The sequence below is a fragment of the Vreelandella venusta genome, assembly GCF_015689495.1.
Classification (GTDB): Bacteria; Pseudomonadota; Gammaproteobacteria; order Pseudomonadales; family Halomonadaceae; genus Vreelandella; species Vreelandella venusta.
This window is the reverse complement of record NZ_CP065135.1, coordinates 1995512-2019950: the sequence shown is the minus strand read 5'-3', so window position 1 is coordinate 2019950 and position 24439 is coordinate 1995512. Positions and strand designations below refer to the sequence as shown.

The following is a 24439-nucleotide window of genomic DNA, read 5'->3' as shown; positions in this document are numbered from 1 at the left end:
CCCCTACATAAATCGACGTGGTTGAACCCGCGCGCCCCGCTGCTGCCCATACACTGACAGTCGGTAGGCGTCGTTAATGCCAGCAGTGAACTGCGTTTCGTGATACGCAGCTTGCTCGACGTTGCGCCACGGTTGAGGCAGCAACAGCAATCGATGAGTGGCGCCATGGCGCAGGGTTTCAAAGTATTGGTCACGTAACTCGGCGGGTAGTGCATTGTCAGGCGCTGGCTTGACCGCAATGCACGCCGTGTAGATGTCGGCATTGCGCTGCCGATGAATGGTCACTATGTCAGGCGCTAGCTGCTCATAGTCCGCGCCCGGCATCATGGCCCGGCCATTGCGGTATACAGCTAGTGCACGCACGCAGGTAGTGTCAACAGGGGCCGTAATGGCCCCCTCGCTTGTGACTGGCGCATCAACGATCCATGCATTGCCGTCCTGGCACAGCCGGAACTCTGCCCACCGCAACGCATCCCGAACAGTCATTAGCGGCGCTTCTGGCACGTCCTGCACCACCGTTTGCAGCAAATCCATTACTGCCGCGTCCGTGGCGGATTGGATGAGTTGTCAGGCGTGTTAGGCGAGATAGCGCGCGCTACTTCCACCTTCTGTCCCAGCGCGCCCATGTACGCCTGCATGTGCATTTGTGCGCGATTTAGGTTCGCAGCGTGTTCAGCGTCTTTCGAGTAAGCGCGATACAAGATGTAATCGGTAATCACTGGGGCGTAGCTGTCGTTGAGACGAATCGGGTCTTCTTTCAAGCCATCTAGTCCCAACGCAACATCGTGCGGTGTGGGTGTTGAGGAGTAGATCAGCTCGACTTCGGCACCATCCGCAGCAGGTGGGTACACATAGAATCGGGTTGGGTCCTGATCATCGAACACATACTGCTCAATGTTCACACTAGGCTCGTCGGCGTGCCAGCTGCGGCGCGTGGTATCCAGTGCACGGCGACTGGTAACCAAAATACCTAGTTTATCGCTGAGGTCTGCAGTATTTCGGACTACATCAATAAGGCGAAGACCATCGTCAGGTATCTCTTGCCGGGTTCCTGATACAAGTGGCACCGCTGCGTTGATTGAAGAGGCGTCGGGCTTAATCTGAACGATGGCCTGGTAGGATTCGTTCAGCCAGCCGATCAGCTCCTCGTTGGTCCAGCGGGTACCGGCGGCCGTCACTTCCTGCAGTACCAGTTTGGTATTGCGTATGACGGTGCCTACAGTTGTGACGGCCATTGCTTACACCTCCTGCATGTAACGGTTTTTTGCCAGTGCAGCCGTCCACGGGAATGTGCGCCCGTTTTTCAGATGCTTAAGCATGCGCCCCTGATACTTTGGTTTCTCGGGCTCTTCAGGCTCGGCAGGCGTCTCGCTAGGGCTTAGATCCTCCTCCGATGTAACGCCCTTTTCTGCCAGCGTTTCAGCGGCTTCAAGCAGCTCGGCGCGGATGGTCTCAACGCCTTGGCGCTTATTGAGCTCAACACCTAGCTTCTCGGCCAGTGGGTCGAAATCATCCTTGGTCACCGCTTCTTCAATCTGCTCAATCAGTGTCTTGGTCATGCGTGTTTCCTCACGGAAAGTAAAACGCCACCCCGAAGGATGGCCTAGGTAGGCGATTAGGCGGCGCGTTGCGCGTACAGATGCCCCATAGCGTTGGGATCGATCACCTCGTAGCCAAAGACATTCAAACCGCGCACCAACTGACCGAAGTCATTCGGGTTTTTCAGGTCTTCCATCTTGGTCATTTGCGACGCAAACGTGAGCGCTTTCTTATGACCGAAGATGCAGTTGGTGGCCTGCTTAGTCGTCGTGGCATCGGTGACTTTCGACATGTTGTTGCTGACAAACACATCGAAGCGGTCGAGCATGCCCACCTTGCCGTTACGGAATACAGAGGTGTTGTCACCCATGGCACTCGCGTCACGCAGGTCGGACTTCTTGAGCATGCCGTTCATCCATGCGGGAATGACGATCCAGCGGCCGTCATCCGGTACGTTCTGTTCATCCAGAACGGAACCGCAATCAACAAACACATCGAGAATGTTGGTTTTGTTCACGTCTACTGGCGCACCGGCTTCGCCCATGTTGTAACCACTGGATTCAAGACCGGCAGCAGCTCCTGCGTTCTCGGCCGCCGCATCCGCAAACACGTCGCCAAGAATCACCTTGTCGATGGCAATTTTCATCTGCTGGCCAGCATCATCTGACCAGTTATTCATCAGCTTGATGTCTGATTGGTACTCATCGATGTTATTCACTTCAAAGGCAAAGTATTTCGCCTTATCAATGTGAAGTTCGACCATATCGCTGGTCGGTTTCTCATAGCTGAGGCCACCGCCAATCTCGTAGTCTTTGATCGTGATCGACGGTGTGGTGCGGATCATCACCGTGTCGCCTTGCGACTTAATTTCTCCTTCATAATCCGTATTAGAAATTTCAGCGAAACACGTTCGCGTATACAACTTTTCAATCATCTTTCCCGACCAGACCTGTGGGATAAACCCAGAAGCGGACGTGCTGGAATAGTCGGGATGTGATGCGTCGCGTGCTGGACCTGCCATTGGAGTAACCTCTTATCGCCTCACGGCGAGGAATCGGAACCGCCAGCCGGGTTATCGAACCCGGCCTTCACGTTGGGCGGCGAATATGTCGGCTTCCAGGCGTTGCGCTTCGTCAGCGGAGTAGCGGCCAGCGGTCTTGTCACGATAGAACTGGGTAATGTCGGCACCCGTCCACAGCCGCCCGCCTTGTGCTTGCGGCGTTGGGGCTGCTTTCGTGGTGCGCGGTTCTACTTGCTCATCGGGGACCGTGCGTTTCTCTTGCGGCTTCGGCGCTGCCTGACTCAGATAGAGTTTGAATACGTCAGCCACCCCTTTGGCGTTTAGCGCCTGTTGCGCCTGGCTGAGTGCCTGTTGGTACTGCTTACCCGTTTGAGGATTGAACGTGCTAAGGAATTGCAGGAACGCCGGTTCGCTATTGATTTGCTGGTAGTTGGGCACCGCTTGCTCTAACCCAATCCAGAAACGCGCTTCTGCATCCTCTTGCTTCTCGGACTCAAGACGCTCAAGGCGTTGCGCGATCTCTGTGTTGGGCTGTTGCTGCTGGGAGCCGCTTAACCGCATCATTAGTGAGACAAGGTCGTCGCCATATTCTTCTTTGTAGCGGGCTAGCTCTTCGTCGCTCACACCTGGTAACGACTGCTTAGTCGCGTCGGGGGCTTTGGTGGCGTCGGCTAGCTGCTGCTTTAGCTGTTCGTTCTCTTTACGCAGCGCTGGTACTTCGGTGTCGTACTTACCGCGAATGACGTTAAAGCGGTGTTCCCAGTACAGAGCGTCTTTTGTCTCTGCTTTAGGTTCGGGCTTAGGCTCGTCTTTCGGCGGCTCGGCGGGTTGCGTATCGGGTTTATCAGTGTCCGGCTTCTCAGCGTCGCGTGGCGGGTTTTGCTCACTATCAGGAGCCTTGGCCTTATCGGCGTCGGGGTTCTCTGGTTCGCGGTCAAAGTGCTGTGCGGCGGCGTCAACTTGCGCCTGTACGGACTGGGGTAATGACATTTCAACTCCTATGACGCCTCTCGGCGTGTCTGTGAGCCGGACTTAGCCGGGGTTCACGATTCGGGTAACGGGTTCAACCTGCAGTGTTGAGCGTTGCCCACAAAAAAGCCGCCTCCGGAGAAGCGGCTTACTTGTGAGGCCGGACGATTCCGGCTATTTGAAACGGGTATCTATTACGTCGCGCGCGGTTTCTAGCTTTTCGATTAGTTCTGCAAGCACGGTTGCCTCGCCCTGCTTGCGTGCTATTTCTGCGTTATCGCGGCATCGCTCCAAGTGGTTGCGACAATCCTCGCGCAGGGACTTGAGTATTTCCCGCAGGTGCCGCCCCTCTGGGCTGCTGTTGATTTGCGATAGGGCTTTCCACTGCTGCTCGTTCATTCGCACCTCTCTGGGTTTCGGCTATCAACTTGGCAATCTGTGCTAGCAGGTGCTGAGCATCCAGCGGTGCCATTTGCTGGGCTATTTGTGTGTCGGCTTGGATTTCGGCAGCGTCGGCGCCGTACTTCTGTGCCTGCGCCTGCTTAACGGCCACTTCGGCTTGGGCCTTTGCTTGCTCGATCTGCTGCTGGGCTTCTAATTGCGCCTGCTGTGCCTTCTGTTGCTCGGCTAGGTTCTGCTCCATTTGCTCTTGCGTGGGGATCAGGCCGGGCATATCCAACTTCTCGGCCACGCTATCCAACAGTTTGCGACGACCTTCCATACCTACAATTCCCATATCCATTTCATTCTGAGTGAGCTGCAGGAACTGCTGGCGTAGCATATTCGTCTGTTCGCGTATCAACATGGCTGAGCTACCGCGCGCGACGACATTGCAATCACCTTTGATGCTGGGGTCTTCGCTGTACTGCATGTTGTGTAGCCATAAAGCTTCAATCACACGGCGCATCACGCCACGGTCAATGTGCCGGATGGCGTCTTTGATACCTTTGTTTGCTGATTCCATCAGCATTGATAAGCCACTAGCGGTATTACCAGCACCACCAACATTCTCATTGCCATAGGTGTAACGCGGGATGTTAGTGGCATCGTCTGCGCGCCGCTCAAACTGATCGTAAACAGCGAGCAATTCAGCAGCGTTACTACTGGGCTGGTAAAAGCGAACGGCGGCGTTATTACCGGTGACTTGGCTGTCTTTAGTACGCCAGATTTTCCAGGGGTAGATGTTGGTCGGATCTTCCTGGGGCTGCAGGCGGTCTTCGTAGACCTCTACCTGCGGGCCGGATGAAATAGCGAGGTTGTTAACAAGACTACGCGCCGTGGCGTTGCACACGTCTTGAATATCGGCCATGAGTTCAGGGATGGCTTGGCCCCAGAAACTGCCTGGCACTGGCTGGTAGCTCGCTTTGTGATAAGGGCGACGCTCCAACGGGTCACGGTTAATGCGAACACGGATAACGTGTTGGCCAATCAAGATGGCCTCAATCTCATACTCTGCCAGCGGGTCTTCAATATCGTCGGGGTTAACTCCCCACTGCAGCAGCGTTACGCCCTGGGCACCGCCGGAATAGATAAGCCCATCAATAGTTTCGCCGTGGGTTAGCCACTCATCATGGCCACGCCCTTCCAACTCGGCGCGCTCGCCGTCGGTCCATAGCCAATCACGCAAGCCGCCTTGGCCGTACTGCTCCAGCACGCGACGGATAGATTCTTCATTGAATGACGGGACACCAATCAGCTGGTTGAGCTGCATCCGAGTAAAGCGAGCTCGCTCAATGATGAACGCGCCGTCATCCACGTTTGTGGCGTCAGGGCTGGGATACATATCGAACGGTGATACCCGCTCGAACTCAGGCCGGATAGTGGTGCTCTTGATCGGCTGCCAGCCTTCTAGCCATTCCAGTGTAGGCACGCGTCGTAGGATCGGCGCACGCACAAACGCGCCTGGGTAGGTAACGAAGTCATCGACGAACTGTTCAAATGCTTCAGACCAGCCGCCTTCGGCTAGCTGATCGGCTATCACGTCTTCATGACGCTCGGCAGCTTCTTCAGCTTTCTCTTGCGCCATTTGCCGCACTTGCTCGCGCGCTTGCTCGATCAACGCAGCCATATCGACTTGCTGACCTTCCTGCTGAGCCTGCATGGCTTGCTGCTGCATCTGCTGGAATACAGGGGCAACGTACTCGTCGGGCACGTCTGCCACTGGTGTAGGTTGCAAACCCCACGGCTGCTCATTGGCAGGCATCATAATGTCGCGAATCCAAGCCCCAGCAGCGCGGCACTTGGTGGCGGTCAACATCATGTAAATTTCTGCACCACCTTCCTTGCGAATCGCCGCTAGCTTGTTGGGGTCGTACTCGCCTTTACGACGACGCAGACAATCCAGCAGTCGATATTCAACCTCTTGCTTAGCTGTCTTGGCGGATTCCCATGACCGGCGAATGTGCGCACCTAGCGACGACTCCATGAGCTGACGACGGCGCTCTTCCTCGGCCTGCATTTGCTGTACTTCAGCCGCTTGCTCGGCGTGCATTTCAGTCGCCGACTTGTATTGCAGCAAACCCAAACTAGCCATTAGCAGCACCCTGCGTTATCGCACGGTAAATAGCGGCATCGGCGGCACGCTTGTGGGTACGCATCCGTTGCACGTTGCGGCGCATCGGGCCTAGCTGCTTAAAGAGATCGGTCACGTAGCCAGCGGGATCGTCTAGGAACTCCAACAGCTTGACGTTAAACGTCACGCCCATATTGCCCTCAACCTCAAACTGCAGGCGCATACCTGGCTCTGGCGTCGTAACCTTCTCCTCGATAATGATCATATCGATTTGCACGTTGCCAACGTCGGGACGGAAACGCTTTGAGGGAATCGGGATGCCGTGCTTCATCAATTCTTGCGCCATGCCCATGGCGGCATCGCGTGCAAACTTTTCAATCTCACGGCTTTGCAGGCCTGACAAGCGCAATGCTGCCGTGCGGGCGCGCTGTTGCTGCGAGCCGTTCGGGGTGGTGTGAATCATAGCGCCTCCCGGCGGGGTGATTAGGTGTGTGCGCTCCAGCCACCGCGTGACGAGCGGTTAGCGGGCGTGGCGGGCAGTTGCGCCCTTGCAAACAGTGATGAGCGAGCGAGGGTTTCAAGCGCCTTGGCACCGTGAGACGCCCAATCGTGGCGAGGCGTCGACTTGTACACGCCGCGCTTGTCGTCCCATTCCTTCCGGTAATTGTCGAGGCAAAGAACGCCCTGGTGGCAGGCCTCCTCGTCTATCCAGCACATCGGCAGGAACTGGCGCGTGGCTTGAACGCCCTCAGCATGGTTGCTAATGCGCGGCACCGTTTCAAAGTTGATGCCGAAGCCCTTGGCAACATCGGAACGACTGAGCCCGGTACCCAACTCCCTAACGGCCAGATCGTGCGGGCCAAAGTGGCCACCATAGCGGTAGCCCTTCTTGTTGAGCAGGTCGGCGTAGTATTCGATGCCTTCGCCCTCGCCTTCTAGGTAGTCCACCAAGTGCACCTCACGCCCAACGACCTGGGCAAACCAAATCGCCATGGTGTCGTTCATGCCCAAGTCCCAACCGGTATAAACCGGCAGGCTTGGATTAACCTGCACCTCAGACGTGAGGCGCTTGTTCTTGCGCAGGAACTGCATTTGTGTGGCGAAGTAAGCGCCTTCTACTGACTGGTTGAACGCTTCCTCTGGTGTGCTGGGGTACTCCCGCTGCATATCATCCTGCAGCTTTTCAGCCTTTTTGGCGTACCAAGCGCGTTGACCTGGCGTAGTCGTGATGCGGTGTTTGTGCTCTAGCTGCTCGAAATATTCGTTTAGCCGTTGCGGTATCACCACACCTTTAGGCGACATGGTGTACGTTGGCTCTTGCCACCAGGGGAAGAAATGGAACTGAAAGTCCATCTCCGTCAACGTGCGGCCCATTTCCTTGAGCTGCTGCGCTGTTTGGCAGTAGTCGAAGAAATAGCCTTCGCGCCCTTCGGCTGTCGATTCCAGTGTTATTTGATTGCCGATGCCAACAGCTTCAAACGCACCAGTGACGATTTCCTTGGCTTTGTGCGGGAACTGGCGGCAGATTTTGCCGAACTCGGATACGTGCAAGCGCTGGAGCGTGCCGCCACGGTATGACGTGCTGACTTTGATGCTTGAGCCGTTATCGAAGACATAAGCGCCGCTACCACTCTTGTCACTGATCGGCCTGGGTATCTTGGTACCCAGCATTTTCAGCAGTGCGTGCCAGGCGTCGTCGATGTTCTCGTAAGCAAAGGTGATCTTATTGCGGAAAATGTCTTGAGCGTCTTCCAGCTTGTGACAGATACAGCCCGCGGCGAAGTTATCCTTGAACAGACAGTCATCTAGCGCGTCGATCATCTCGAACGTTGTAAAGCCCAACTGGCGAGCCTTCAAGATCAGGTCGAGGCAGTGGCCATTCAGGTAGCGCTCCCGCTGCGCCTTGTTAGGCTTGAAGCGCACTTTCTTACCTGACTTATTCTTGATCTTGTAGAGCGAATTGAGACGAAACCATTTGAGGCTAAGCGCGGCCAGCAAGTCAGCTTTATCGGTTAGCCTGCCCTTTGCATGGGCTCGCAGGTAGGCCTCTGCGCGCTTAACCTGGCGTGCCCGCTCACTCGGTGGCAGGATCATTAGGTGCGACCTCTGCCATGAGCTCTTCAAACGACTTCACGCCGTCGTCTTTATCGTTGATATCAAGCCCGTAGTTCTGACGTTCCAGCTTGATAACGCGGTCTAACGCCTGGGTGCCGTGGCCCATGCACTTACCGACATACTCAAGCGGCACGTCGATCTCAGCGACGCCACCAGTGGGAAGTTCAACACTGATCTTGCCTTCTGCTATCTGCCCTTCAAGTAATTCGGCAAATCGCTCAGTAATGCCCCGCCAGCGCTCAAGCGTTTTTCGGTGCCCCTTCACAACCGCCGCATTCTCGTTCGCAGCTTGCTCTACCACCTCGTCATCGAGCGCGGCTTGTGCCTCTGGCGGAAGCGTTGCGCGAGTGATCTTCTCTTGCGTGCGCTCCCTTACTCGCTCGGTTAAATCCTTCTTCCAGTCATACTTTTTGGCGCGGCGATGAATAGTCGAGCGGTTCACGCCATGACGCGCTTCAAGCTGCGCGAGAGAGAAACGACCGGTGCGATATTCCCGCTCGATCAGCTCCCAATCGTTTCGTTTAGCCATAAAAAAACGCCGCCATTGCTGGCAGCGCCCTAAAAAATATTGTTTTAGAACAGCGTTTCCTTTAACTTCTAAGTTCTATTAAGAAACGGGTTTATCAACTGTCAACAAGGAATATGAGTGTGTTTGAATTCTCTTTCGGCCTGATGCCAATACTCTTGGCGGTGGCTTTGCCGCTTATCTATATCGTTACACGTCAAGCACGTCGCGCAATTGCCTGGGTCGGGAAAAATGAACCACCCAAAGAGCGAGCTTGGGTTATCGTTTTGATAACAGCTCTTTTCGGGCTTATTGTTGGAAGCTTTATTCAACCAGTATATGAGCAAGCTCTGGTTTGCAACGCATACACTCAACCGCTTGTTCAGTGCGTTTTAACCAACCTATAGGCTTAGAAGTGCCCGGGCGTCTCACGACGTGCCGGGCGTTTGGTGGCAGTGCCTCACGGCATGGCCTTAGGCGGCGCTTCACAGCGTTGCCTTGTCGCCTCACGGCGAGAAATCTAGTGCCTTCAAGAGGCAATGTTCACTCTTTATCAATACTAAGGTGCATCCAATGAGCCGCTTGATGGAGTACAGCTACAATCATTCCCCAGCAAAGCCCCTCGGATTTAGCATCCTCAATTGCATCCCTAATTTTATTTTCGAAACGTTCAGATGCTGCCTCCCCTAACGGGGTTAGAGACTTTTGTCTAGAAAACTCAGAAATAGACATTTCAACACTCCAGCAGATGTACACTTACTAATGGTCGAAGATTAATTCGATCAACATGGTTTCACTAGCGAGGTGATCAACATGGCAACGAACCCTCCTTCAGGAGATGGCAAGCGTAACGGTGCGGTTAAGGGTCGATCTCAAACACAAACTCCTTCCGGCAACTGGGTTAAGCGAGACACTTCTACTGGAAGATTCATGGATCAGAAGACAAGTGACCAGACACCGTTCAAGGGAGTTAGAAAGGAGAAGAAGAAGTAATACCATTCCGGGCTGTTGTAGCAGCCCGGTTTAACAAGGGGTATGTATCACAATTACTATCAAGCTCGGCTCTGGAGCTATCTCCCCTTAATCTCTCTATATAAACCTTGCGCTTTAGCTTGTTCTCGAGCCACTTGCCCACTTTGCCACGTTGAAATGCCTCGCTCAGCAGTCTGGCCAGCAATATAGCCACCAACACCTAGCGTCATGAGATTCCAGAGCGCGTCAGGTAATGGCAAGGTCAACCCCACGTCAAACATGGCTGATAGATACGGCGCGATCAGATAGTTGTTAGCAACGATAGCCACGATGGTAAGCATGAGAATCGGCCGCCAGTTGCGTTGAAGCCAGCTTTCCCCCGCCGCCTCTGCTAGTACAACTTGCATCTGAGCTTTAAGTGCGCTGTTTTCTGCATCAATCAACTGCGCCTGAATTTCATGCTTGAGGCGCGCTGCTTCGTCTTTGTCAGTGACTGCCTTGTCGATCACGCTGAACAGCGGACCGGTAATCACCGATAACGCTTTAGCTGCAATGCTCACTGCATAGTCTCCAGCGCCGACACGCGGCTGTTCAGGTTGTTGATGCGGCTCTCAATCTCATCAAGCTCACGGCGTGCATCAGTAGCGCGGTAATAGGTATCACCCCAGCTTTTAAGCTCCTGGCGCATTTCTTGAAGCATTAAGCCCTGCATGGTTAGTCGCTCTTCTAAAACGACTGACTGTTGCCCCAGCTTCACTAATTCAGAGCCAGCCCAAATAATTAGCGCTACCAAGAGCACCTGTATGCCTGTCTGCATATGCCGCTCGAAAGCTGAAGGTTTCACGTCGCGCTCCTGGGGCATTACGCCGCCTCCCATTACCAGCGTGCCGGGCCATTGGAGCGCGTATCAACGTGGGTAAACGTCGAGTAGCGACCAAGGCTGGCAGATGGAAAGTTGGCGGCAAGCCAGTCGTAAACGGCATCAGGTTTAACGCCAGAAACACGAATATCAGCAGCGCGGCCTAGCGTGTGCTGACTATTGGGCGCGCCTCCTACACGGCGATTGTATTCAGGACAGCGGCAGCCGCTATTGATGACTACAGGTTTGCCGAAGTGCGTGCGCACCGCTTCAAGGATCGCAAGGGTATCAACGTCTACGGTGTCGAAGCCGCAGCCGCAGTTGCACGCAAATTCTGTGCGGTGGAAGTGAGGACTGATTTTGTTGGGCATAGAAGGTACCTGCTGTCTCACGACAGTAGAAATAGAAAAGCCCCACCATGAAAGGCAGAGCTTAATGAAAATTCAAGCTTGAGACTAAAAAGCAAAATCTGTTTATTAAACCAATATTTCAACAGCTTAGACTAAACAGTCGATATTAATCAACAGAACCCTTATTCATTATTTCATAACTTATTTTCTCATCGAGGTGTTTGAAAACCTCGGTTGCAAAAACCGTCTGCTTACGTAGCAAATCGACTTTGGCCTTTTTATCAGATTCATCATAAAGCCGATTAGACAGAATAAAACAAGAAACCTCAGCTTCAACAAAAATGTCATGAAGCTGATCAATCTTATCAAACTCGCTTTTCAACTCATGCTTAATTGTTCTAATTAACTCTTTAAATTCACTATCAACAAGTGGTGTATTTTCAGCAATATAAGGCTGTAACTTATCCCGCTCATTGTAAAAATAATAGTCAACATGTGCAGAAAAGCTACGGAATTTTTGGCTCAGCCTATCGATTATCGGTAAAATTCTTTTAATTCTATTAAGGTGTGCTTGGTGATTACTAGCTTTAACTGATGCGGCATACGCACCTTTAGCGCCGAGCCAAGCACCTAAGGCTGCACCACCTAATGTAAATAGCCCTGCACAAATTACTGTCATCCAATCTACCGTAGGGGCTTGGATGATCACTTGTACAGGCTGGCTTAGATACTCTGGCAGCAACGGCGGCACTCGCAGGGCCTCATAGCAAAACGCCCCAGCAAAGCCAGGGCGTAGAATCGGATGATGAAGAAACCATAACTAAAATTGATGCATAAGACAAGGCTTCTTTGAATCCAGCGAGCCTACATAACAGGTGTCTTCAAAAGATACCAAGCAATAGCGATTTTTCGAACCTCTTGATTCTCTATTTTCACATCTCCAAATATCTCAAGAAAATGACCATCATCAATTGAGTCATATTCTATCTCATTACTAGCATTCAAATATCTTCTGTAACACATACTTAAGAATGTGATCTTATTGGCCAAATCCTCTAAATATTTAGCAAACTTAAAATCATATAGATAAAAAATCTGGGAAGAGTAATAGTAGTGTTCTGAAATTATACAGAGATACCTCACTAAACTACGGATCGCGGCTGTTTGAAAATCTTGTGACGGTTCCGCTGACTCTCCTTGATATTTTTCATTAGTAAAATAAAAACCTAGAAAATCATTAGCAGCATCACAGACTACCTCATCAGACACACCTATAGTAAGATTATTTATTTCATTTTTTGCCCACTTAAATAAATTCATTGCTGCAGATTGCCTTTGTCTTAAAACGTCCCCACTCTTGTTTTTTATAAATTCAGACATAAGTGATTCATAAGCAAAGTCTATGCATATATTTGTCGGTGCATTGTAGTTCTCATGAAACATCTTTCTTTGGAAAGAAAGATGATAATGAAAGCTCTTAATAGGCTGAGCTATTGTTTCAGAATAAAAGGGCCAGTCTCCATTATATCCAAATAGCCTATCATTATAGCCCTCTAAAAGGTTTAAATAGTTTTCAAGCAATTTATTCTGATTATCCTCTTCTCTTCTTGATTCAGAAGTCCTGATCAACTCAGCTGTCTGCTCAGTTGCCAACATCCTAGAAAAAGTTGCTCCCAAGGGTATAGATAGCGCAGCAATTGCTAGAAAGAATTTACCGCGCTCATAGAAAGTGTCTATGCCATCTAGTGTTTTCGATAACGGAAGATCGAAAAGGCCATAGAACCAAGCTAACCCCACGGCTATTAGCACTGGCCCCAGTACCATGGCCCAGAACCAGCCGTGTCGAAATAAGCCTTTATCAGGATTGAGCATTTATGAAGTCCTTAATCATAAAAAACTATGCAGCTAAGGTTATTAATACCGCGACTGGCTGAAGCGAATGCTGTTCCCAGCTATCAAGAATTAACAACAAATGCTGCCATATATTTCCCCAGCTAGCTCTATCCGTGCGAGACCAAAATCTCACATTGAGCTCAGCACCTAAGTATTCATTAAACCACTTACGAACGGCATTAGGCGAGCGTAAACCCTGGCGTGAGTACGGCCACGTCACCTCACTATGATGGTAAAGCGCAGCCATACATAGATATCGAAGGGTCTCAAGCTGCTGAGCAGTTGGCTTACCTTTACCCTGCCCTGGAAGCTTTACACCCTTATGAAGCATTTGCTGGTATAGCGCTATCTCGACGGTCTCCCGATCCCCCGCCAACTCATTCTTGGTAAACGGCCCGAAGCAGTAACGGGCTAGCGCTGCCAAGTGCGCTGGCTGTTTCTCAACGGCACTAATCACCGCGCCCGCTTCCAGTCCATTCACAATACGCCAGTCATTGTTGTTGCGCTGAGTGGTCTGCACTTGGGCGCCCATGCGCGCTATCTCCTGCGCATAAGCCATAACGCTTCCACGCTGTTCGTGATACGCGTCAAAGATCATCTGTCGAGCTGAGATATACCGCATCACTTTCCCCTACCGTTGCGTTTTCGTTGCGTTATTGCGCAACTGTTGCGTTTTGTTGCCTGCTGCGTTGCGTTTATCTCTGCAACCACTTCATTCCAAACGTCTTTTATCCATTCCGGTGTTGCACTCGGATATACTTTTACAAACTGAATCTAGCGACATCTTAATTGGCGTGGACTCCTTCGAATGCATCTCTCTTATGAGTCGCTGCCTAAGAATTTCCACCTCTTGGTGCTTCGTAAGAGCCAGAACCTCCATTGCAGTCACGTAATCAAGGTTTCCGTAACGAACGGAATCAAGCGCCCTTCGGGTTGTTGGATCATTAAGTGCCAGGTCACGGATCTCTTCTATATGCTGTCCCATTACACTGCTATCTCCTCTATCTTCCAGCCGCCGCCGCGCTTCTTGGCAAGGGGATACGCCACCTTGAACCGGAACGGATACATTTCAGCCGCCACCTTCATCTTCACTCGGGCATCATCTGTGAATATTCGAGGACTACCCTTCGTGTCATGTAGCTCCATAACGCCATCGCCTGCCATAACGGCAAAGTCCACGGTAAGGAACGTTTTATCAGCCAGGCGTAGCTTGATGCCGTCGAAGCGGTACCACTGGATATCACCGGCACGCTTGAGTATTTCCAGATACTGAGCGTACGCCGCCTCAGTCTTGTTCATCTGACCAGCTTTAAGGCGACCCAGGGCCGCCAGCCGTTTGTTGTTGTGCATCATCACTTCACCGCCTTAACTAGCTGTCGCCTAGCTAGTTGATCCAGTGTTAGAACGATGGCCTCGTTCATCCGCGCTCGGCGCTCCTCACGACTTAAGTGCTGACCGTTATCGATTTCACCATGGCACTTTGGGCAAAGCGCAGCTGTTAATGCGTCGCTAGCTTTCTGCCCGCGCCCACGGTGTTGGTTGCTATGGGCGGCTTGGATGCCCCAGGTACCGCAAAGCACGCAGCTATCTATCTCGTGCACGTTGCTCAACCACTGACGGCAGCGGTGCGGTTTGGTGGGTAAATAGCACTCGTTAGGCAGCATTCTTCACCTCCTTGTATTCGTCTGGACAGAAGCCACGCAGGTTGGGATCAGTCAGCCGCATCCCCAGGCCAGTAAAGTGCTGCCAAACTCGGTCCAGGTACTCGGCCTTTTGCTTTTTGTTCATAGCGCGGGTCACTGGCCAGTCGAACGGATGCCGCATCAACGCCAGCTTTTGCTCATAGGTAAGGTCACCGAGTACTTGACGGCAGGCGTCGGCGTACTTCTTAGAATCACGACAGAGAATCACCATGCCAATGTGCAACTTGCACCACGCTTGATATTCATCGGCAGTCTGGTCACCCTGCTGACTGGCCTCTTGGCACCACTTCCATTGCAGGGCGTTTTGATCAAGGCTTCGTCTGGGTTCATGTTTTTGGATAACGATCTCGACTTGGCCCCACTGCTGGATAGCCGTTGTCAAAACGCGGGGGAGCTTGGCGACGGCTGCCAACGCTTCCTGAACTGACGATGCACGGCTAACAAATGGCTTTTGCTTGTTCATGCCGCACCTCGCTGCTTCCGGTAACTGCCCCAATCCAGCTTGAGCGTGGTACCGCCGCCTTCCTGCATCCGGTCGATGATGCGCTTGCCCATGTACTCCTCGAGCTTGTCAGCTTCCAGATTGCTAATCAGGATCGTCGGCAGCATCTGCTTGTAGCGCTCGTTGATGATCTTGAAGAGCATCAAGCGCTCCCACTCGGTGCCGAGCTGCGCGCCCACCTCATCCAGAATCAGCAGGTCTAGCCCACCAACGAAGGCGCGAATCGCCTCTCGCTCGCTGCCTGCTTTCTCCTTGCTGAAAGCTCGCTCTTTGATCAGGTCGATCAGCTCATAAACATCGATTCCCATGACCACACGCCCGCTGGCTAGCAGTGCGTTACCGATCGCGTAAGCCAAGTGACTCTTGCCAGTGCCTACGCTGCCGGTGAAAACCAGCCCACCGCCCTGCTCCAGGCGTTCATCAAACTTGGTGACATAAGCACGGCAAACGCTCAATACATACGATTGCTCGCGACTTTGCGCCTCAAAACCGCTGAGGGTTTTGTTTACGAAACGCCTAGGAATCAGCGAGTCTTCGCGCAGCTTCCCAAGTCGCCGGCGGCTGCTGGCTTCGCTGGTCTGATTCACCTCGGCCTGGCTAACGCCTTTGGCATCCTCAAGCGCACAGTGGGGGCACCCAGCCCACCGACCGTTAGGCATCTTGGTATTGGTAAACTCGCCATGAATACGGCAGCTGTCAGCTTTATTTTCAGCGGTACCGGCGAGCATGCTGGCTAACTGGCCGCGCACTTGCGGAGTTGTTGTCAGTGATTGAGCCATGGTTAATCCCTCGCCCACGCTGGGAGTTCAAGATCGTTGGTGCCGTAGGAGCCCACAGGCATCGGCTGGGCGAACCCCATGCGGCCATCGCTGCGCTGGGCTGGTCGTATCGCAGGTGGGAGCCAGTCGTTCTCGTACTCAGCGTTAGGCCCAAAGAACAGCTGCCCCTGCATGACAAACTCGGTGCGCTCGTCACCCTTGGCACGGATGAACTGGGCGTATCGCTCCACGCCCGCCTGCATAGTTTCGGCAGGCACGCCCTGCTTGCGGCGAGCACTCCACGCCTTGAAAGCTGATTTTTTGGGGTTTCCGCCAGCACGTTTCGGGTAAGCCGACCATGCCGCCTCGAAGTCATCGGGGTATGGGGCCGCGCTAGGTTTTGGTTTGGGTGTATCCGGTGGCGTCAGCTCAAGCTCAGACGATGCGGATGGTTCACCCTCTGAACGTAGTGAAGAGGGTTTAGTGTCTTTCCTGTCTTTATAGGTCGGCTCATTTTGGGCTGGTTTAACCGGCTCATTTTGGGCCGACTCGGCTCTTTTTGTCGGAGCCTTCCGTTTTGAGCCGTTTGAAGGTTCCCAGCTTGGAACATCCTTATTCAAAGTGATCGGTGAGCGGCTGCCACCTTTGCGGAAAATAACGTTGCGACGAACTAACTCACTTATCACTTTTGAAACACGGGACTCATGCATCTTGGTTAGCTTGGCAACGTCCTCCGCGAAGATGCGATCACTCTTTTTGTTCCAGCCATACGTCAAGCGAACCACGGTTAGCACTACGCGGCGTTCACGATCAGTAACTGGCGCTCCAATAATCTCATCGAACAACTCATTGGCTATGCGAGTGTATCCATCCTCCACTTGTGGCCCCCTGCCAGAGCGCTCAGGCTCCGGCCTATCGACGTCTTCTCGACGTGGAAACTGGAAAATCTCAGCAGTATTAGTCATAATTAACTCACATGATTTACTTCAAAGCCCAGCACGCTCCCCAGCGTTTAATGCTGGGCTTTGTCGTTTATGGCTTATCTCAAGACGACCTGACAGGGCCCCATATCGCCCCTAAAAAGCGGGCGTTAGCCCGCTGGCACTAAACCGCTCGTAACGTTTGCCTACGCCGTAAGCTGTAAAGCTGATCCTTCAGCGGCCCCGCGATAGCAATCGCGTGATCAAGCATCACGTCTTCTACTGCCACCCCGCGCCGCGATGCTTCCTGTGCAACCACCTCTTGGTGCTGTGGCGTCATGCGCCGATAAGTGCGCGTTAATGCTGCACGGTTCACAGTCACTCCTCGGGCCTAATCCGGCCCTTCTGCTAGGCGCGTAAGCGCTGCATCATCTGCTCAGTGATGCGGTTTTCGATGAGGTGCGCCATGAGGGCTTCCACCATGTCGTCTTGTGCGGCTTGTATGCTCTGGCCTTCGGCCAATCGCTTTAGCAGCACGTCTTGCCGGAGGTTAATGACCTCCATGCCCACTAAGGCGCACTCCCGTATTGCGTGGGAGATAACGCCCCCGTGGCGCATTTCTGCTACCTGTTCCAGCGCGAGGTATTCCGAATCCTTAAAGCGCACGCGAGCAGGGTTATCCAAGTGCTCGCCTTCCGCCTTGCGGGTAGTGGGAATACGAGGTTCACGGTTCAGCATTGAGGCTTCCTTCTTCGTTTTTGCTGAGATCGCGGCCTTCACAGGCAGGCGGCAGGGATTAGGCGACCTGTGTTGTTGGATCGCCAAAAATATCGGGGCGCAAGCCTTCAATAGTCAGCTCACCATCAGTGGCGTCTTGAAGCCGCTTGGCCATTTCAAGTGATGCTTTCCTATGTCCACCCGAGAGCTGCCACAGATAAGCCACTGACGTTTCAGCGCTCTCTGCTACCAGCTGTCGTTGATCGGATGATGTTTTGCTAAGCCAAATTCGTAATTGATGAGACATACGGCATCTCCTGTTTAATGCTAAACAATTTAGCTTTGCGCTAATTTAAAATCAAGCAAGGATTAGCATTTTGCATATTTATCATTCTGCTAAATACTGCGAATATCCAAATATGGACGCTTACCAAATTCGCAAAGAAAACTTGCTGAAACTCATGCAGACACGCACAAAAGCGGCGTGTGCTGACAAATGGGATACATCAGCCTCTACGCTCAGCCAGATAACCTCGAAAAAGTCAGTGAGGAATTTGGGGGATACGCTCGCGCGCAAAATAGAACGCGCGGAAGGTTTGCCTGTTGGCTGGTTGGATAGGACGCACGCTGATTCCGATATCGATAGCCACAACGCAGGTGCGAGCTTTATCCATAAGCCTCGGGGGCCTAATGAACTAGAGCTTCACGACACGGAAATACTGGATGAGGACACTCCGCTTAGAGATGACGAGGTTGAACTTCCTTGTTTCCGAGAAGTGGAGTTTGCAGCTGGTGATGGCAGCACTCAGGTAATCGAGAACCATGGGCATACGATGCGCTTCCCTCTGTCAAAGCTGGCCAAGCGCGGTGTATCTCCAGAAAACGCGGCATGTGCCACCGCTACCGGCACCTCAATGGAACCAACGATTGCCGATGGCTCCCCTATCGCTATCGATAAAGGCACTCGCTATATCATCGATGGCAAAATTTATGCCCTTGATCACGGTGGCATGCTGCGTATCAAGCGTCTTTACAAAATGCCTTTAGGTCGCGTGCGTCTTGTTAGCGACAACTCAGATGAGTACCCGGAAGAAATGCACAGCCTTATGGGTCCCGATGCTCCGAAGATCATCGGACGAGTGTTCTGGTGGGAAGTATTTGACTAGATGGGAAAACTTAGCGATTTATATTATAAAAAGTTTGATTGCAGCCAAAAATAGGGGGATAAATGACTAGTTCCATTTCCATCTTGAATACTCTTCAAGCTGACCAAGACAGTGGGGGCGAAACCGTATCCGAACCCGAACCCAAATCTAAACGGGACCAGGTGGCTGAACAACGTAAAAAAATACTGCTTGACTTAGGCATTGATTTAATAGTATATAGCGGTCAGATAACGTTTGATAGCGATAACAAGGTATTTGAAGTCCTCCAATTAACACCCGAAGAACACAGACAGGATACTGGAGTTCTTTGGTTGTCTACACTCGGAGGCCTTCCAGATAGTGCGTATACTATTGCCCGCGCATTTCAGCGAAAATACAAAAATTTCAAGGTCTTAGTATCTGGCTACTGTAAAAGCTCAGGTACTCTGGTGGCACTCGGTGCTCAAGAGTTGATCATGACAGATGGTGGTCAGTTAGGCCCGCTGGATATACAAGTAATGAACCATGAAGAATTTGGTGAGCGCTTATCCGGCTTAAATCCATCTGAAGCACTGAGAGCAATCAATTTTCAGTCAATTGAAATGCTTAGAGAGCAATTTTTAGAGCTCCGTCTAGGCTATAGATTAAGCACGAAACAGGCTCTTGAGGTAGCTACAAACTTGACTGGACAGCTAATGAGCCCAGTCACAGCCCAGCTCGATTTAATGAAGTACGGTGAATTTATTCGAGCTATGAGAATCGCCGAGGACTATGGATCCCGCTTGACTAATCATTGGGATGGAGCCAACCTAAAGGCAGGAGCAATTGGCAAGCTCACTTCAGGTTATCCATCTCATGGGTTCGCAATAGACAGAGAAGAAGCGGAAAAATCTCTCTTCTCAGCCGTTAGCAAGCCATGCGAAGGTTTGAGTGTACTCATTCAACAACTAGGTTCAGGCATTGATAGGCATGCCCTTTCAAACAATGATACTCCATTAGTTTTGAACCTGAACCATGCATTTGATGTCTACTCTGAAGAAGACAAAGCCATTCAGACCATGAATGCACACCAGGACGACAATAGTCATGAACATGAAACCGGAGAGCCGGATGCGTAAATATGGACAACGGCAAGTGAGCGTTGACGTATCAAAGCAGACAAAGGAAATTGTTCGCCGCTCTTACGAAAACGCCAAAAGAAGTACGGAAGAACCTGCTACTGAGCGTAGAAGCAGATTTCTTGGTGAAGAGTTTCTGGCTAGAATCTGAAGCTGAGTGTACTGCAAAAATTCAGAACCCGCCTAAGGCGGGTTTTTTTGTATCATGCCGAAATTTTTTGCCCTACCGCCCTAAGCCACCCTAATGCGGCGAGCCCCATAAATCATAAAATGTTTTGTCGGAACATTGATGACCAAATTTCTAGCTATTATCATTATGGCATTGCTCATAACTCTACCAGCGTCAGCAACAGGGTCCGCCATAAACGCATCCACCCCTGAAACGCAAACACAAGCATTACCCAGCACCCAGTCCCCCACAGCTTGAAGATGAAGAATGTCAGCAGATTCTTGGAGAGTCTCATGAAGAGCTAGGCATTGCACAGAGTGGCTGCTACACAGTATGTCGCAAAGGCGAAGCATGTGGTAACTCATGCATTAGCCGGAGCTACAACTGCACTAGACCCTGCGGCTGCGCATGTGACGGCTAATAAGCAAAAAATTGAATATGAATAACCGCCCATCGAGGCGGTTTTTTTATGCGCTAAATAAAAAATTTAGCATTTTGCTATTGACGAATATTTAGCATCAAGCTAATTTTATTAGCACGAATACACCACAACGTGTTCAGGCCCTCACAGGCCACGCTCTTTAACAACATGCCGTAGTACGCGCACAGCCACCCCGTATGCGGAGGCGAGAAAGCACACATACAAGATGCACTCGTCGCGGGGCGTTTCCTAACTGACGTGGAGACGTAGGCACTCTGGATTGCGACCCCAGGCTGCCGGTGAGTGACACCAGTTGTGCGTAAGGAACGAGAGTTCGACGGAGTCCCTTGCTGATGACAGGGGGCATCCGAAAGCTAATTCACTGAATTGGTTTTCGGATCAACGGTGTGGAGAAAAGATGTGATTAAGCGACGGTATTTCTATTCAGCAACACGAAGAACCGAGGGAGGAACATATGCCTGGTGGCACGGCGTTCTTGAAATACCTTCCTGGCGGCCCTTCCCAGCTAGGAAGATTTTGAGTCTGGCGGTGACTGACGCTAAGGAAGGCATCGATAGCATTACGGGCTATCAGGAATGGCACGACAGAAAGCCACGCATTGTGGCCCTCAACCGGCTCTAGAAGAGGTCGTTATGAACGAAGAATTGAAAGCACTTTATCTAGCGGCTCAACAAAACCATGAGGCCATCACACATAAAGAAAGCGAAATAACCAAACTTCGCAAGACGCAGCGGGAGCTTGAGCAGGCGCTTATGAATGAGATGGCTGCCAACGCAGGCGATGACAGCCAACCTTTCACCAATAGTTCATTACTCGTATTTAGTGGGGTACTTACCGTCCCACATAGCAAGTTGTTCTAGCACTTGCATACGAGCATCCAAGTTTGCAAACAAGTTGTTAATACATGATTGAGCATGAGCTGCGGCAACAACCCCAGAGGGATCAGCTTTGGCAGCCAATGTTGATAGCGCGCTTAAGTGCTTTCTCAGCTCTTCGTGCTGCTGCCCAAAATCAACATCCGTCAACGCCGCAACGCGCGGCAGTTTTGGTGGTTGTTCCATTTTTAGCTCCTGGTGTGTGGAAACTTCAGGATAACTAAGACGCGGGAGCTGCGATAGTGCCACTTAATGCCTGCCGCCTGGGCTGAGAATACAGGCGGCATCGGTATGCTGCTTGCCTCATGACTGCCATGGGCTATGGGGAAGCGCCAGGCAGCATATCGATGTATCCGCATCAGCTCCCTGCTTGCCCGCGCCCAGCGGGCTTTTTTACGGCATGGCCTATTGCCGAGTCGTCATGCCCGCGCCGCTTCCCTTCTTTCAATGTTGGCACTGCGAGAGCTGCAGAGGCGGCGCGCAATATTCAGGAGGTTTTATGGCAACTCTACCCACTAAGGCAATCAGCAAAGAAAAGCTACGGCGCCAAGCAGATGATGACGCCGCCGTCCGCTACCGACGGCGTTTGGAGTTAGATCAGCGCTTAGCTGATATACGGCTTGAGAAATCGTTACGTGAGGTTTGGCGGTGAGAGCCGCGTCCATCCTTATTCCACTCATCTTCAAGGTGAAACGACATGCCTACGAGAACGCTTAGCCTAATCGCGCTTGCCGCCATCATCGGCAGCATGAACGTGGCCAGCAAGCTGGATGCATCCGATAAAGAGCGTATGCATCGGAAATATTGCCAGGAAGTCGCGGTGTGGGAAGCGGAAAATGTACGTGGCATTGATCCGCTAGACCGTACAGGGCACCCAGACTATCGCGGTAACGCTGCAGAAGTATGTCCAGGAATGCGCCCCGCTGCATTCACCCCCACCTACCCTTCCCCATTACTGGTTCAGTTCTGAGGTGCTTTATGAACCGCAACAAACAAATCCAACTACGCGCCGAATCCCTGAGTGAGTCGATACATGACGGTGACGCCGAAGGCATTGCACGATTCGGCACATATCTGAATGAGGTTGGTGACTTGGCCAGCGCAGTCGATGAGCTAACAGCATCAACAACAGTGGCGGATATGGTCGATGCCTATATCCAGTCCACTGTTGGTCAAAGCGTGTTGTACGCATGGGCAAAAGACGTTGCCGAAGATGAACAGTTTAGTCTCGAAGAAGAACAGGCAGAAATGGAAGCAAGCTGGAGGGCCGCATGAGCGAATGGCGACTCACAGGCAAAGCGGGCTGGGATGAAGAGACTGGCGTGGCGGTTTACTACGTCACAAAAGGTAGCACCAGCTTGAACGTCAATGACCACGTTGAGCTAGGCAAGCTGCTTGCGGGAGCACAGGACCAAGAGCCAAGCCGCGAAAACTAAAAAGCCCCTTTTAGTGCGCGAACACGGATAGGGGCAAAGTCGATCAACGTCTGGGAAGATCATTGGGGAGTATAAACCATGAATTCAATTAATGAGAAGCCACGCATTCGCGTGCCTTCCGGACGCTATCGCGTTGTCGATAGCGCCGATCACTTAGAGCTATGGCGTGATGTTGATAAGACACCGACCACAGCTATTAAGGAAAAAGAAGTTAAGGGCCAAAAACTAACCGCTCTTGACGCTATGCACGTTATCGAACTAGCCACCAAAAAATTTGGCCCAATAGGTATCGGCTGGGGCTATCGAATCGAAGTAGATCGCTTTGATCAAGGCGCCCCCGTTTACGACCATAAAAAAGGCATGCTACTTGGCCACGAGCTAACGCACACAATTCGATTAGCTCTTTGGTACAAGTGGAAAGGGGAACTAGGCGAAATTAGTCAGTATGGCCACACCCCCGCTGTTTATTACACAAGAGGCAACTACTGGGTAACAGACGAAGACCCCGCTAAAAAATCGGTTACCGATGCCATCAAGAAATGCCTAAGCCTTCTTGGATTCGCCGCTGACGTCTATTACGGCAAGTTCGACAAGAAGGACTACAAGGATGTCCAGCAGGCGGCAACCGCTATTCAGGTTGCCGAAGATAAAGACGCTGAGATAGAGCGATACAAAGACGAGTACCGCGATTGGCTCAAACGTGAAGCCGATACGCTACGCAACAAAATCCCCCATCCAAAAAGCATCACTTTGGCGGCTGAGCGCGTACTTCAGCGTGTTGCAGATAAGGCCAAAATGGCTGGCATGGAGCCGGATGATGGACGCAACGTAATCATCAAGGCCCGCGATGAAGGTATCGCCCGCGTCTATGCCGAGCAAGAAAAAGCCAAACAGCAAAAAGAGGAAGCGAACCATGACTAACGCAGCCCCCAACACCGACTACAAAGGCGAGCTGATCGAGCTAGATGCCGTAGAGCAGGCCCTGGCAGGGCTGCGCAAGAAGTACGGCACGGTGCCCAATGTGCAGACCAAAGAGGGTTATGAGCTCTGCAAAAAAGGCATCAAAGAACTTACCGGCTACCGCACCAAGACAGAAGAACGTCGCAAAAAAATCACTAAGCCACACCGCGACTTTATTGACCAAGTTAATAACTACGGCAAGCGGCTAACTGCTGATTTGAAAGAGATTGAGCAGCCGCTGAGAGACGCAAGGCAGCACGAGGACGAGCGCGCCGAGCGTGAAAAGCAACAGCGCATCGCCAAGCTGCGCGAACGCATCCAGGTCGAAATCCTCAGCTACCGAGATACAGCGGTAGGGCTCGATTCTACCGGCCTAGCTGAGCTGCACGACTCAGCCGTGAACATCGACACCGACGGCTATTTTGACGTGACCAAAGAGGCCGAGGATGCAAAAGCGGAAGTACTACAGTACATCAGCGAAATGCACGGCCGCGCTCTTGAGAAAGAGCGCCTAGCTGCCGAGCAAGCCGAGATACAAGCAGAGCGTCGCCGCTTACGCGAAGAAAACGAGAAGCGCGAGGCTGAACAGCGAGAACTTGAAGAGCTGCGCCATTTCAAGGCAGAGCAGGAAGCCAAACGAAACCCACCTCCTCAACCTGAACCTGAACCAGAACCAGAACCAGCTCCCCTGCCCGCCGCTGCTGAGCATAAACCGCTTAATACAAGCCGCCTCAGCGCTGCCGCTGATTCTTACAAATCACCGGCTACGCCAACAGAGAAACCGGAGACGGTCACCATTAGCTTCAAAGAGTATAATCGGCTACTTAATTCAGAGGCTAAATTACTAGCTCTAGAAGCAGCTGGGGTTAGTGAATGGCCAGGATATAAGAATATTATTCAACAGGCTGCTTAATCAATCATGGTAAGTGCTGATGCAAACCATCTTCACTTACCATATT

At 52.0% G+C, this 24439-nt stretch carries 35 protein-coding genes; 10 read left to right on the top strand and 25 right to left on the bottom strand.

Annotated features, from left to right (window positions below):
* Positions 1 to 3: 3 nt before the first annotated feature.
* The 9 genes from IR195_RS09670 to IR195_RS09630 all read right to left on the bottom strand — a co-directional run bounded on the left by IR195_RS09670 (position 4) and on the right by IR195_RS09630 (position 8685).
* Positions 4 to 534: a hypothetical protein gene (locus tag IR195_RS09670; protein WP_206049616.1), complete on the bottom strand. Its 531-nt coding sequence runs from the start codon at positions 532 to 534 to the stop codon at positions 4 to 6.
* The gene (locus IR195_RS09665; protein WP_206049615.1) at positions 534 to 1235 is read right to left on the bottom strand and encodes a phage adaptor protein; all 702 of its coding nucleotides are present in this window, start codon (positions 1233 to 1235) and stop codon (positions 534 to 536) included. Before IR195_RS09665 ends, IR195_RS09670 begins: the two co-directional genes overlap by 1 nt.
* A 3-nt stretch (positions 1236 to 1238) precedes the next feature.
* Positions 1239 to 1559, bottom strand: a complete 321-nt coding sequence (locus tag IR195_RS09660; protein ID WP_206049614.1) for a hypothetical protein — start codon at positions 1557 to 1559, stop codon at positions 1239 to 1241.
* A gap of 56 nt (positions 1560 to 1615) precedes the next feature.
* Entirely contained in the window at positions 1616 to 2560 is a 945-nt protein-coding gene (locus IR195_RS09655; protein WP_206049613.1) for a P22 phage major capsid protein family protein, read from the bottom strand.
* 51 nt (positions 2561 to 2611) lie between these two features.
* A complete protein-coding gene (locus IR195_RS09650) occupies positions 2612 to 3550 on the bottom strand; it encodes a hypothetical protein (protein WP_206049612.1) in 939 nt (312 codons plus the stop codon).
* Between the two features lie 253 nt (positions 3551 to 3803).
* Positions 3804 to 6062, bottom strand: a complete 2259-nt coding sequence (locus tag IR195_RS09645) for a portal protein (protein ID WP_206049611.1) — start codon at positions 6060 to 6062, stop codon at positions 3804 to 3806.
* Positions 6055 to 6504, bottom strand: coding sequence for a hypothetical protein (locus tag IR195_RS09640; protein WP_206049610.1), 450 nt, complete (start codon positions 6502 to 6504; stop codon positions 6055 to 6057). The genes IR195_RS09645 and IR195_RS09640 overlap by 8 nt, the downstream gene beginning before the upstream one ends.
* A 20-nt stretch (positions 6505 to 6524) precedes the next feature.
* Positions 6525 to 8135 carry a terminase gene (locus IR195_RS09635; RefSeq protein ID WP_206049609.1) on the bottom strand — a complete coding sequence of 537 codons (1611 nt, stop codon included), beginning with the start codon at positions 8133 to 8135 and terminating at the stop codon, positions 6525 to 6527.
* Entirely contained in the window at positions 8116 to 8685 is a 570-nt protein-coding gene (locus IR195_RS09630; RefSeq protein WP_206049608.1) for a hypothetical protein, read from the bottom strand. Before IR195_RS09630 ends, IR195_RS09635 begins: the two co-directional genes overlap by 20 nt.
* A 119-nt stretch (positions 8686 to 8804) precedes the next feature.
* Between IR195_RS09630 and IR195_RS09625 the strand changes: the two genes are divergently transcribed.
* Positions 8805 to 9068, top strand: a complete 264-nt coding sequence (locus tag IR195_RS09625) for a hypothetical protein (RefSeq protein WP_206049607.1) — start codon at positions 8805 to 8807, stop codon at positions 9066 to 9068.
* Between the two features lie 136 nt (positions 9069 to 9204).
* On the opposite strand, the gene IR195_RS09620 is transcribed toward IR195_RS09625, so the two are convergent.
* From IR195_RS09620 to IR195_RS09565, 12 genes are all read right to left on the bottom strand, one after another.
* Positions 9205 to 9393, bottom strand: coding sequence for a hypothetical protein (locus tag IR195_RS09620; RefSeq protein ID WP_089038242.1), 189 nt, complete (start codon positions 9391 to 9393; stop codon positions 9205 to 9207).
* A gap of 338 nt (positions 9394 to 9731) precedes the next feature.
* Entirely contained in the window at positions 9732 to 10193 is a 462-nt protein-coding gene (locus IR195_RS09615; RefSeq protein ID WP_089038244.1) for a 3TM-type holin, read from the bottom strand.
* A complete protein-coding gene (locus IR195_RS09610; RefSeq protein ID WP_206049606.1) occupies positions 10190 to 10477 on the bottom strand; it encodes a hypothetical protein in 288 nt (95 codons plus the stop codon). The genes IR195_RS09615 and IR195_RS09610 overlap by 4 nt, the downstream gene beginning before the upstream one ends.
* 32 nt (positions 10478 to 10509) lie before the next feature.
* Positions 10510 to 10863 carry a YcbK family protein gene (locus tag IR195_RS09605; RefSeq protein WP_206049605.1) on the bottom strand — a complete coding sequence of 118 codons (354 nt, stop codon included), beginning with the start codon at positions 10861 to 10863 and terminating at the stop codon, positions 10510 to 10512.
* A gap of 145 nt (positions 10864 to 11008) precedes the next feature.
* Complete coding sequence (locus IR195_RS09600; protein WP_206049604.1) at positions 11009 to 11593, bottom strand: hypothetical protein; 585 nt, start codon at positions 11591 to 11593, stop codon at positions 11009 to 11011.
* A gap of 113 nt (positions 11594 to 11706) precedes the next feature.
* Entirely contained in the window at positions 11707 to 12714 is a 1008-nt protein-coding gene (locus IR195_RS09595; RefSeq protein WP_206049603.1) for a hypothetical protein, read from the bottom strand.
* A 25-nt stretch (positions 12715 to 12739) separates the two neighbouring features.
* Positions 12740 to 13294: a hypothetical protein gene (locus tag IR195_RS09590; protein WP_241006824.1), complete on the bottom strand. Its 555-nt coding sequence runs from the start codon at positions 13292 to 13294 to the stop codon at positions 12740 to 12742.
* Positions 13295 to 13719: 425 nt separating this feature from the next.
* Positions 13720 to 14088: a hypothetical protein gene (locus tag IR195_RS09585; protein ID WP_206049601.1), complete on the bottom strand. Its 369-nt coding sequence runs from the start codon at positions 14086 to 14088 to the stop codon at positions 13720 to 13722.
* On the bottom strand, positions 14088 to 14399 hold the full coding sequence (locus IR195_RS09580) for a hypothetical protein (RefSeq protein ID WP_206049600.1): 312 nt from the start codon (positions 14397 to 14399) through the stop codon (positions 14088 to 14090). Before IR195_RS09580 ends, IR195_RS09585 begins: the two co-directional genes overlap by 1 nt.
* Positions 14389 to 14901, bottom strand: a complete 513-nt coding sequence (locus IR195_RS09575; protein ID WP_206049599.1) for a NinB/YbcN family protein — start codon at positions 14899 to 14901, stop codon at positions 14389 to 14391. Before IR195_RS09575 ends, IR195_RS09580 begins: the two co-directional genes overlap by 11 nt.
* Complete coding sequence (locus IR195_RS09570; RefSeq protein ID WP_206049598.1) at positions 14898 to 15719, bottom strand: ATP-binding protein; 822 nt, start codon at positions 15717 to 15719, stop codon at positions 14898 to 14900. The genes IR195_RS09575 and IR195_RS09570 overlap by 4 nt, the downstream gene beginning before the upstream one ends.
* Before the next feature lie 2 nt (positions 15720 to 15721).
* Positions 15722 to 16663, bottom strand: a complete 942-nt coding sequence (locus tag IR195_RS09565; protein ID WP_206049597.1) for a replication protein — start codon at positions 16661 to 16663, stop codon at positions 15722 to 15724.
* A gap of 11 nt (positions 16664 to 16674) precedes the next feature.
* Between IR195_RS09565 and IR195_RS20535 the strand changes: the two genes are divergently transcribed.
* Positions 16675 to 16806: a hypothetical protein gene (locus IR195_RS20535; protein ID WP_277395565.1), complete on the top strand. Its 132-nt coding sequence runs from the start codon at positions 16675 to 16677 to the stop codon at positions 16804 to 16806.
* Here IR195_RS20535 and IR195_RS09560 read toward each other — a convergent pair.
* From IR195_RS09560 to IR195_RS09550, 3 genes are read right to left on the bottom strand one after another with little or no spacing between them, the layout of a single operon-like run.
* Positions 16803 to 16994 carry a hypothetical protein gene (locus IR195_RS09560; protein WP_206049596.1) on the bottom strand — a complete coding sequence of 64 codons (192 nt, stop codon included), beginning with the start codon at positions 16992 to 16994 and terminating at the stop codon, positions 16803 to 16805. The two genes, IR195_RS20535 and IR195_RS09560, sit on opposite strands and share 4 nt — an antisense overlap.
* 32 nt (positions 16995 to 17026) lie before the next feature.
* Entirely contained in the window at positions 17027 to 17356 is a 330-nt protein-coding gene (locus IR195_RS09555; RefSeq protein WP_206049595.1) for a hypothetical protein, read from the bottom strand.
* Between the two features lie 58 nt (positions 17357 to 17414).
* A complete protein-coding gene (locus IR195_RS09550; protein ID WP_206049594.1) occupies positions 17415 to 17642 on the bottom strand; it encodes a helix-turn-helix domain-containing protein in 228 nt (75 codons plus the stop codon).
* Between the two features lie 154 nt (positions 17643 to 17796).
* Between IR195_RS09550 and IR195_RS09545 the strand changes: the two genes are divergently transcribed.
* Together IR195_RS09545 and IR195_RS09540 are read left to right on the top strand one after the other, a co-directional pair.
* Positions 17797 to 18501, top strand: coding sequence for a S24 family peptidase (locus IR195_RS09545; RefSeq protein WP_206049593.1), 705 nt, complete (start codon positions 17797 to 17799; stop codon positions 18499 to 18501).
* A gap of 62 nt (positions 18502 to 18563) precedes the next feature.
* Positions 18564 to 19598, top strand: a complete 1035-nt coding sequence (locus IR195_RS09540; RefSeq protein WP_206049592.1) for an SDH family Clp fold serine proteinase — start codon at positions 18564 to 18566, stop codon at positions 19596 to 19598.
* Between the two features lie 1420 nt (positions 19599 to 21018).
* Here IR195_RS09540 and IR195_RS09535 read toward each other — a convergent pair.
* Complete coding sequence (locus IR195_RS09535; protein WP_206049591.1) at positions 21019 to 21270, bottom strand: hypothetical protein; 252 nt, start codon at positions 21268 to 21270, stop codon at positions 21019 to 21021.
* A 313-nt stretch (positions 21271 to 21583) separates the two neighbouring features.
* Here IR195_RS09535 and IR195_RS09530 point away from each other — a divergent pair, with 313 nt between their 5' ends.
* The 6 genes from IR195_RS09530 (at position 21584) to IR195_RS09505 (ending at position 24393) form a co-directional block, all read left to right on the top strand.
* A complete protein-coding gene (locus IR195_RS09530) occupies positions 21584 to 21736 on the top strand; it encodes a hypothetical protein (protein WP_206049590.1) in 153 nt (50 codons plus the stop codon).
* A gap of 45 nt (positions 21737 to 21781) precedes the next feature.
* On the top strand, positions 21782 to 22054 hold the full coding sequence (locus tag IR195_RS09525; RefSeq protein WP_206049589.1) for a hypothetical protein: 273 nt from the start codon (positions 21782 to 21784) through the stop codon (positions 22052 to 22054).
* 8 nt (positions 22055 to 22062) lie between these two features.
* Positions 22063 to 22359, top strand: coding sequence for a hypothetical protein (locus IR195_RS09520; protein ID WP_206049588.1), 297 nt, complete (start codon positions 22063 to 22065; stop codon positions 22357 to 22359).
* Positions 22356 to 22520, top strand: a complete 165-nt coding sequence (locus tag IR195_RS09515; RefSeq protein WP_206049587.1) for a hypothetical protein — start codon at positions 22356 to 22358, stop codon at positions 22518 to 22520. The genes IR195_RS09520 and IR195_RS09515 overlap by 4 nt, the downstream gene beginning before the upstream one ends.
* Positions 22521 to 22598: 78 nt before the next feature.
* Positions 22599 to 23441: a hypothetical protein gene (locus tag IR195_RS09510; RefSeq protein WP_206049586.1), complete on the top strand. Its 843-nt coding sequence runs from the start codon at positions 22599 to 22601 to the stop codon at positions 23439 to 23441.
* A complete protein-coding gene (locus IR195_RS09505; protein WP_206049585.1) occupies positions 23434 to 24393 on the top strand; it encodes a hypothetical protein in 960 nt (319 codons plus the stop codon). Before IR195_RS09510 ends, IR195_RS09505 begins: the two co-directional genes overlap by 8 nt.
* The last annotated feature ends 46 nt before the right edge of the window (positions 24394 to 24439 follow it).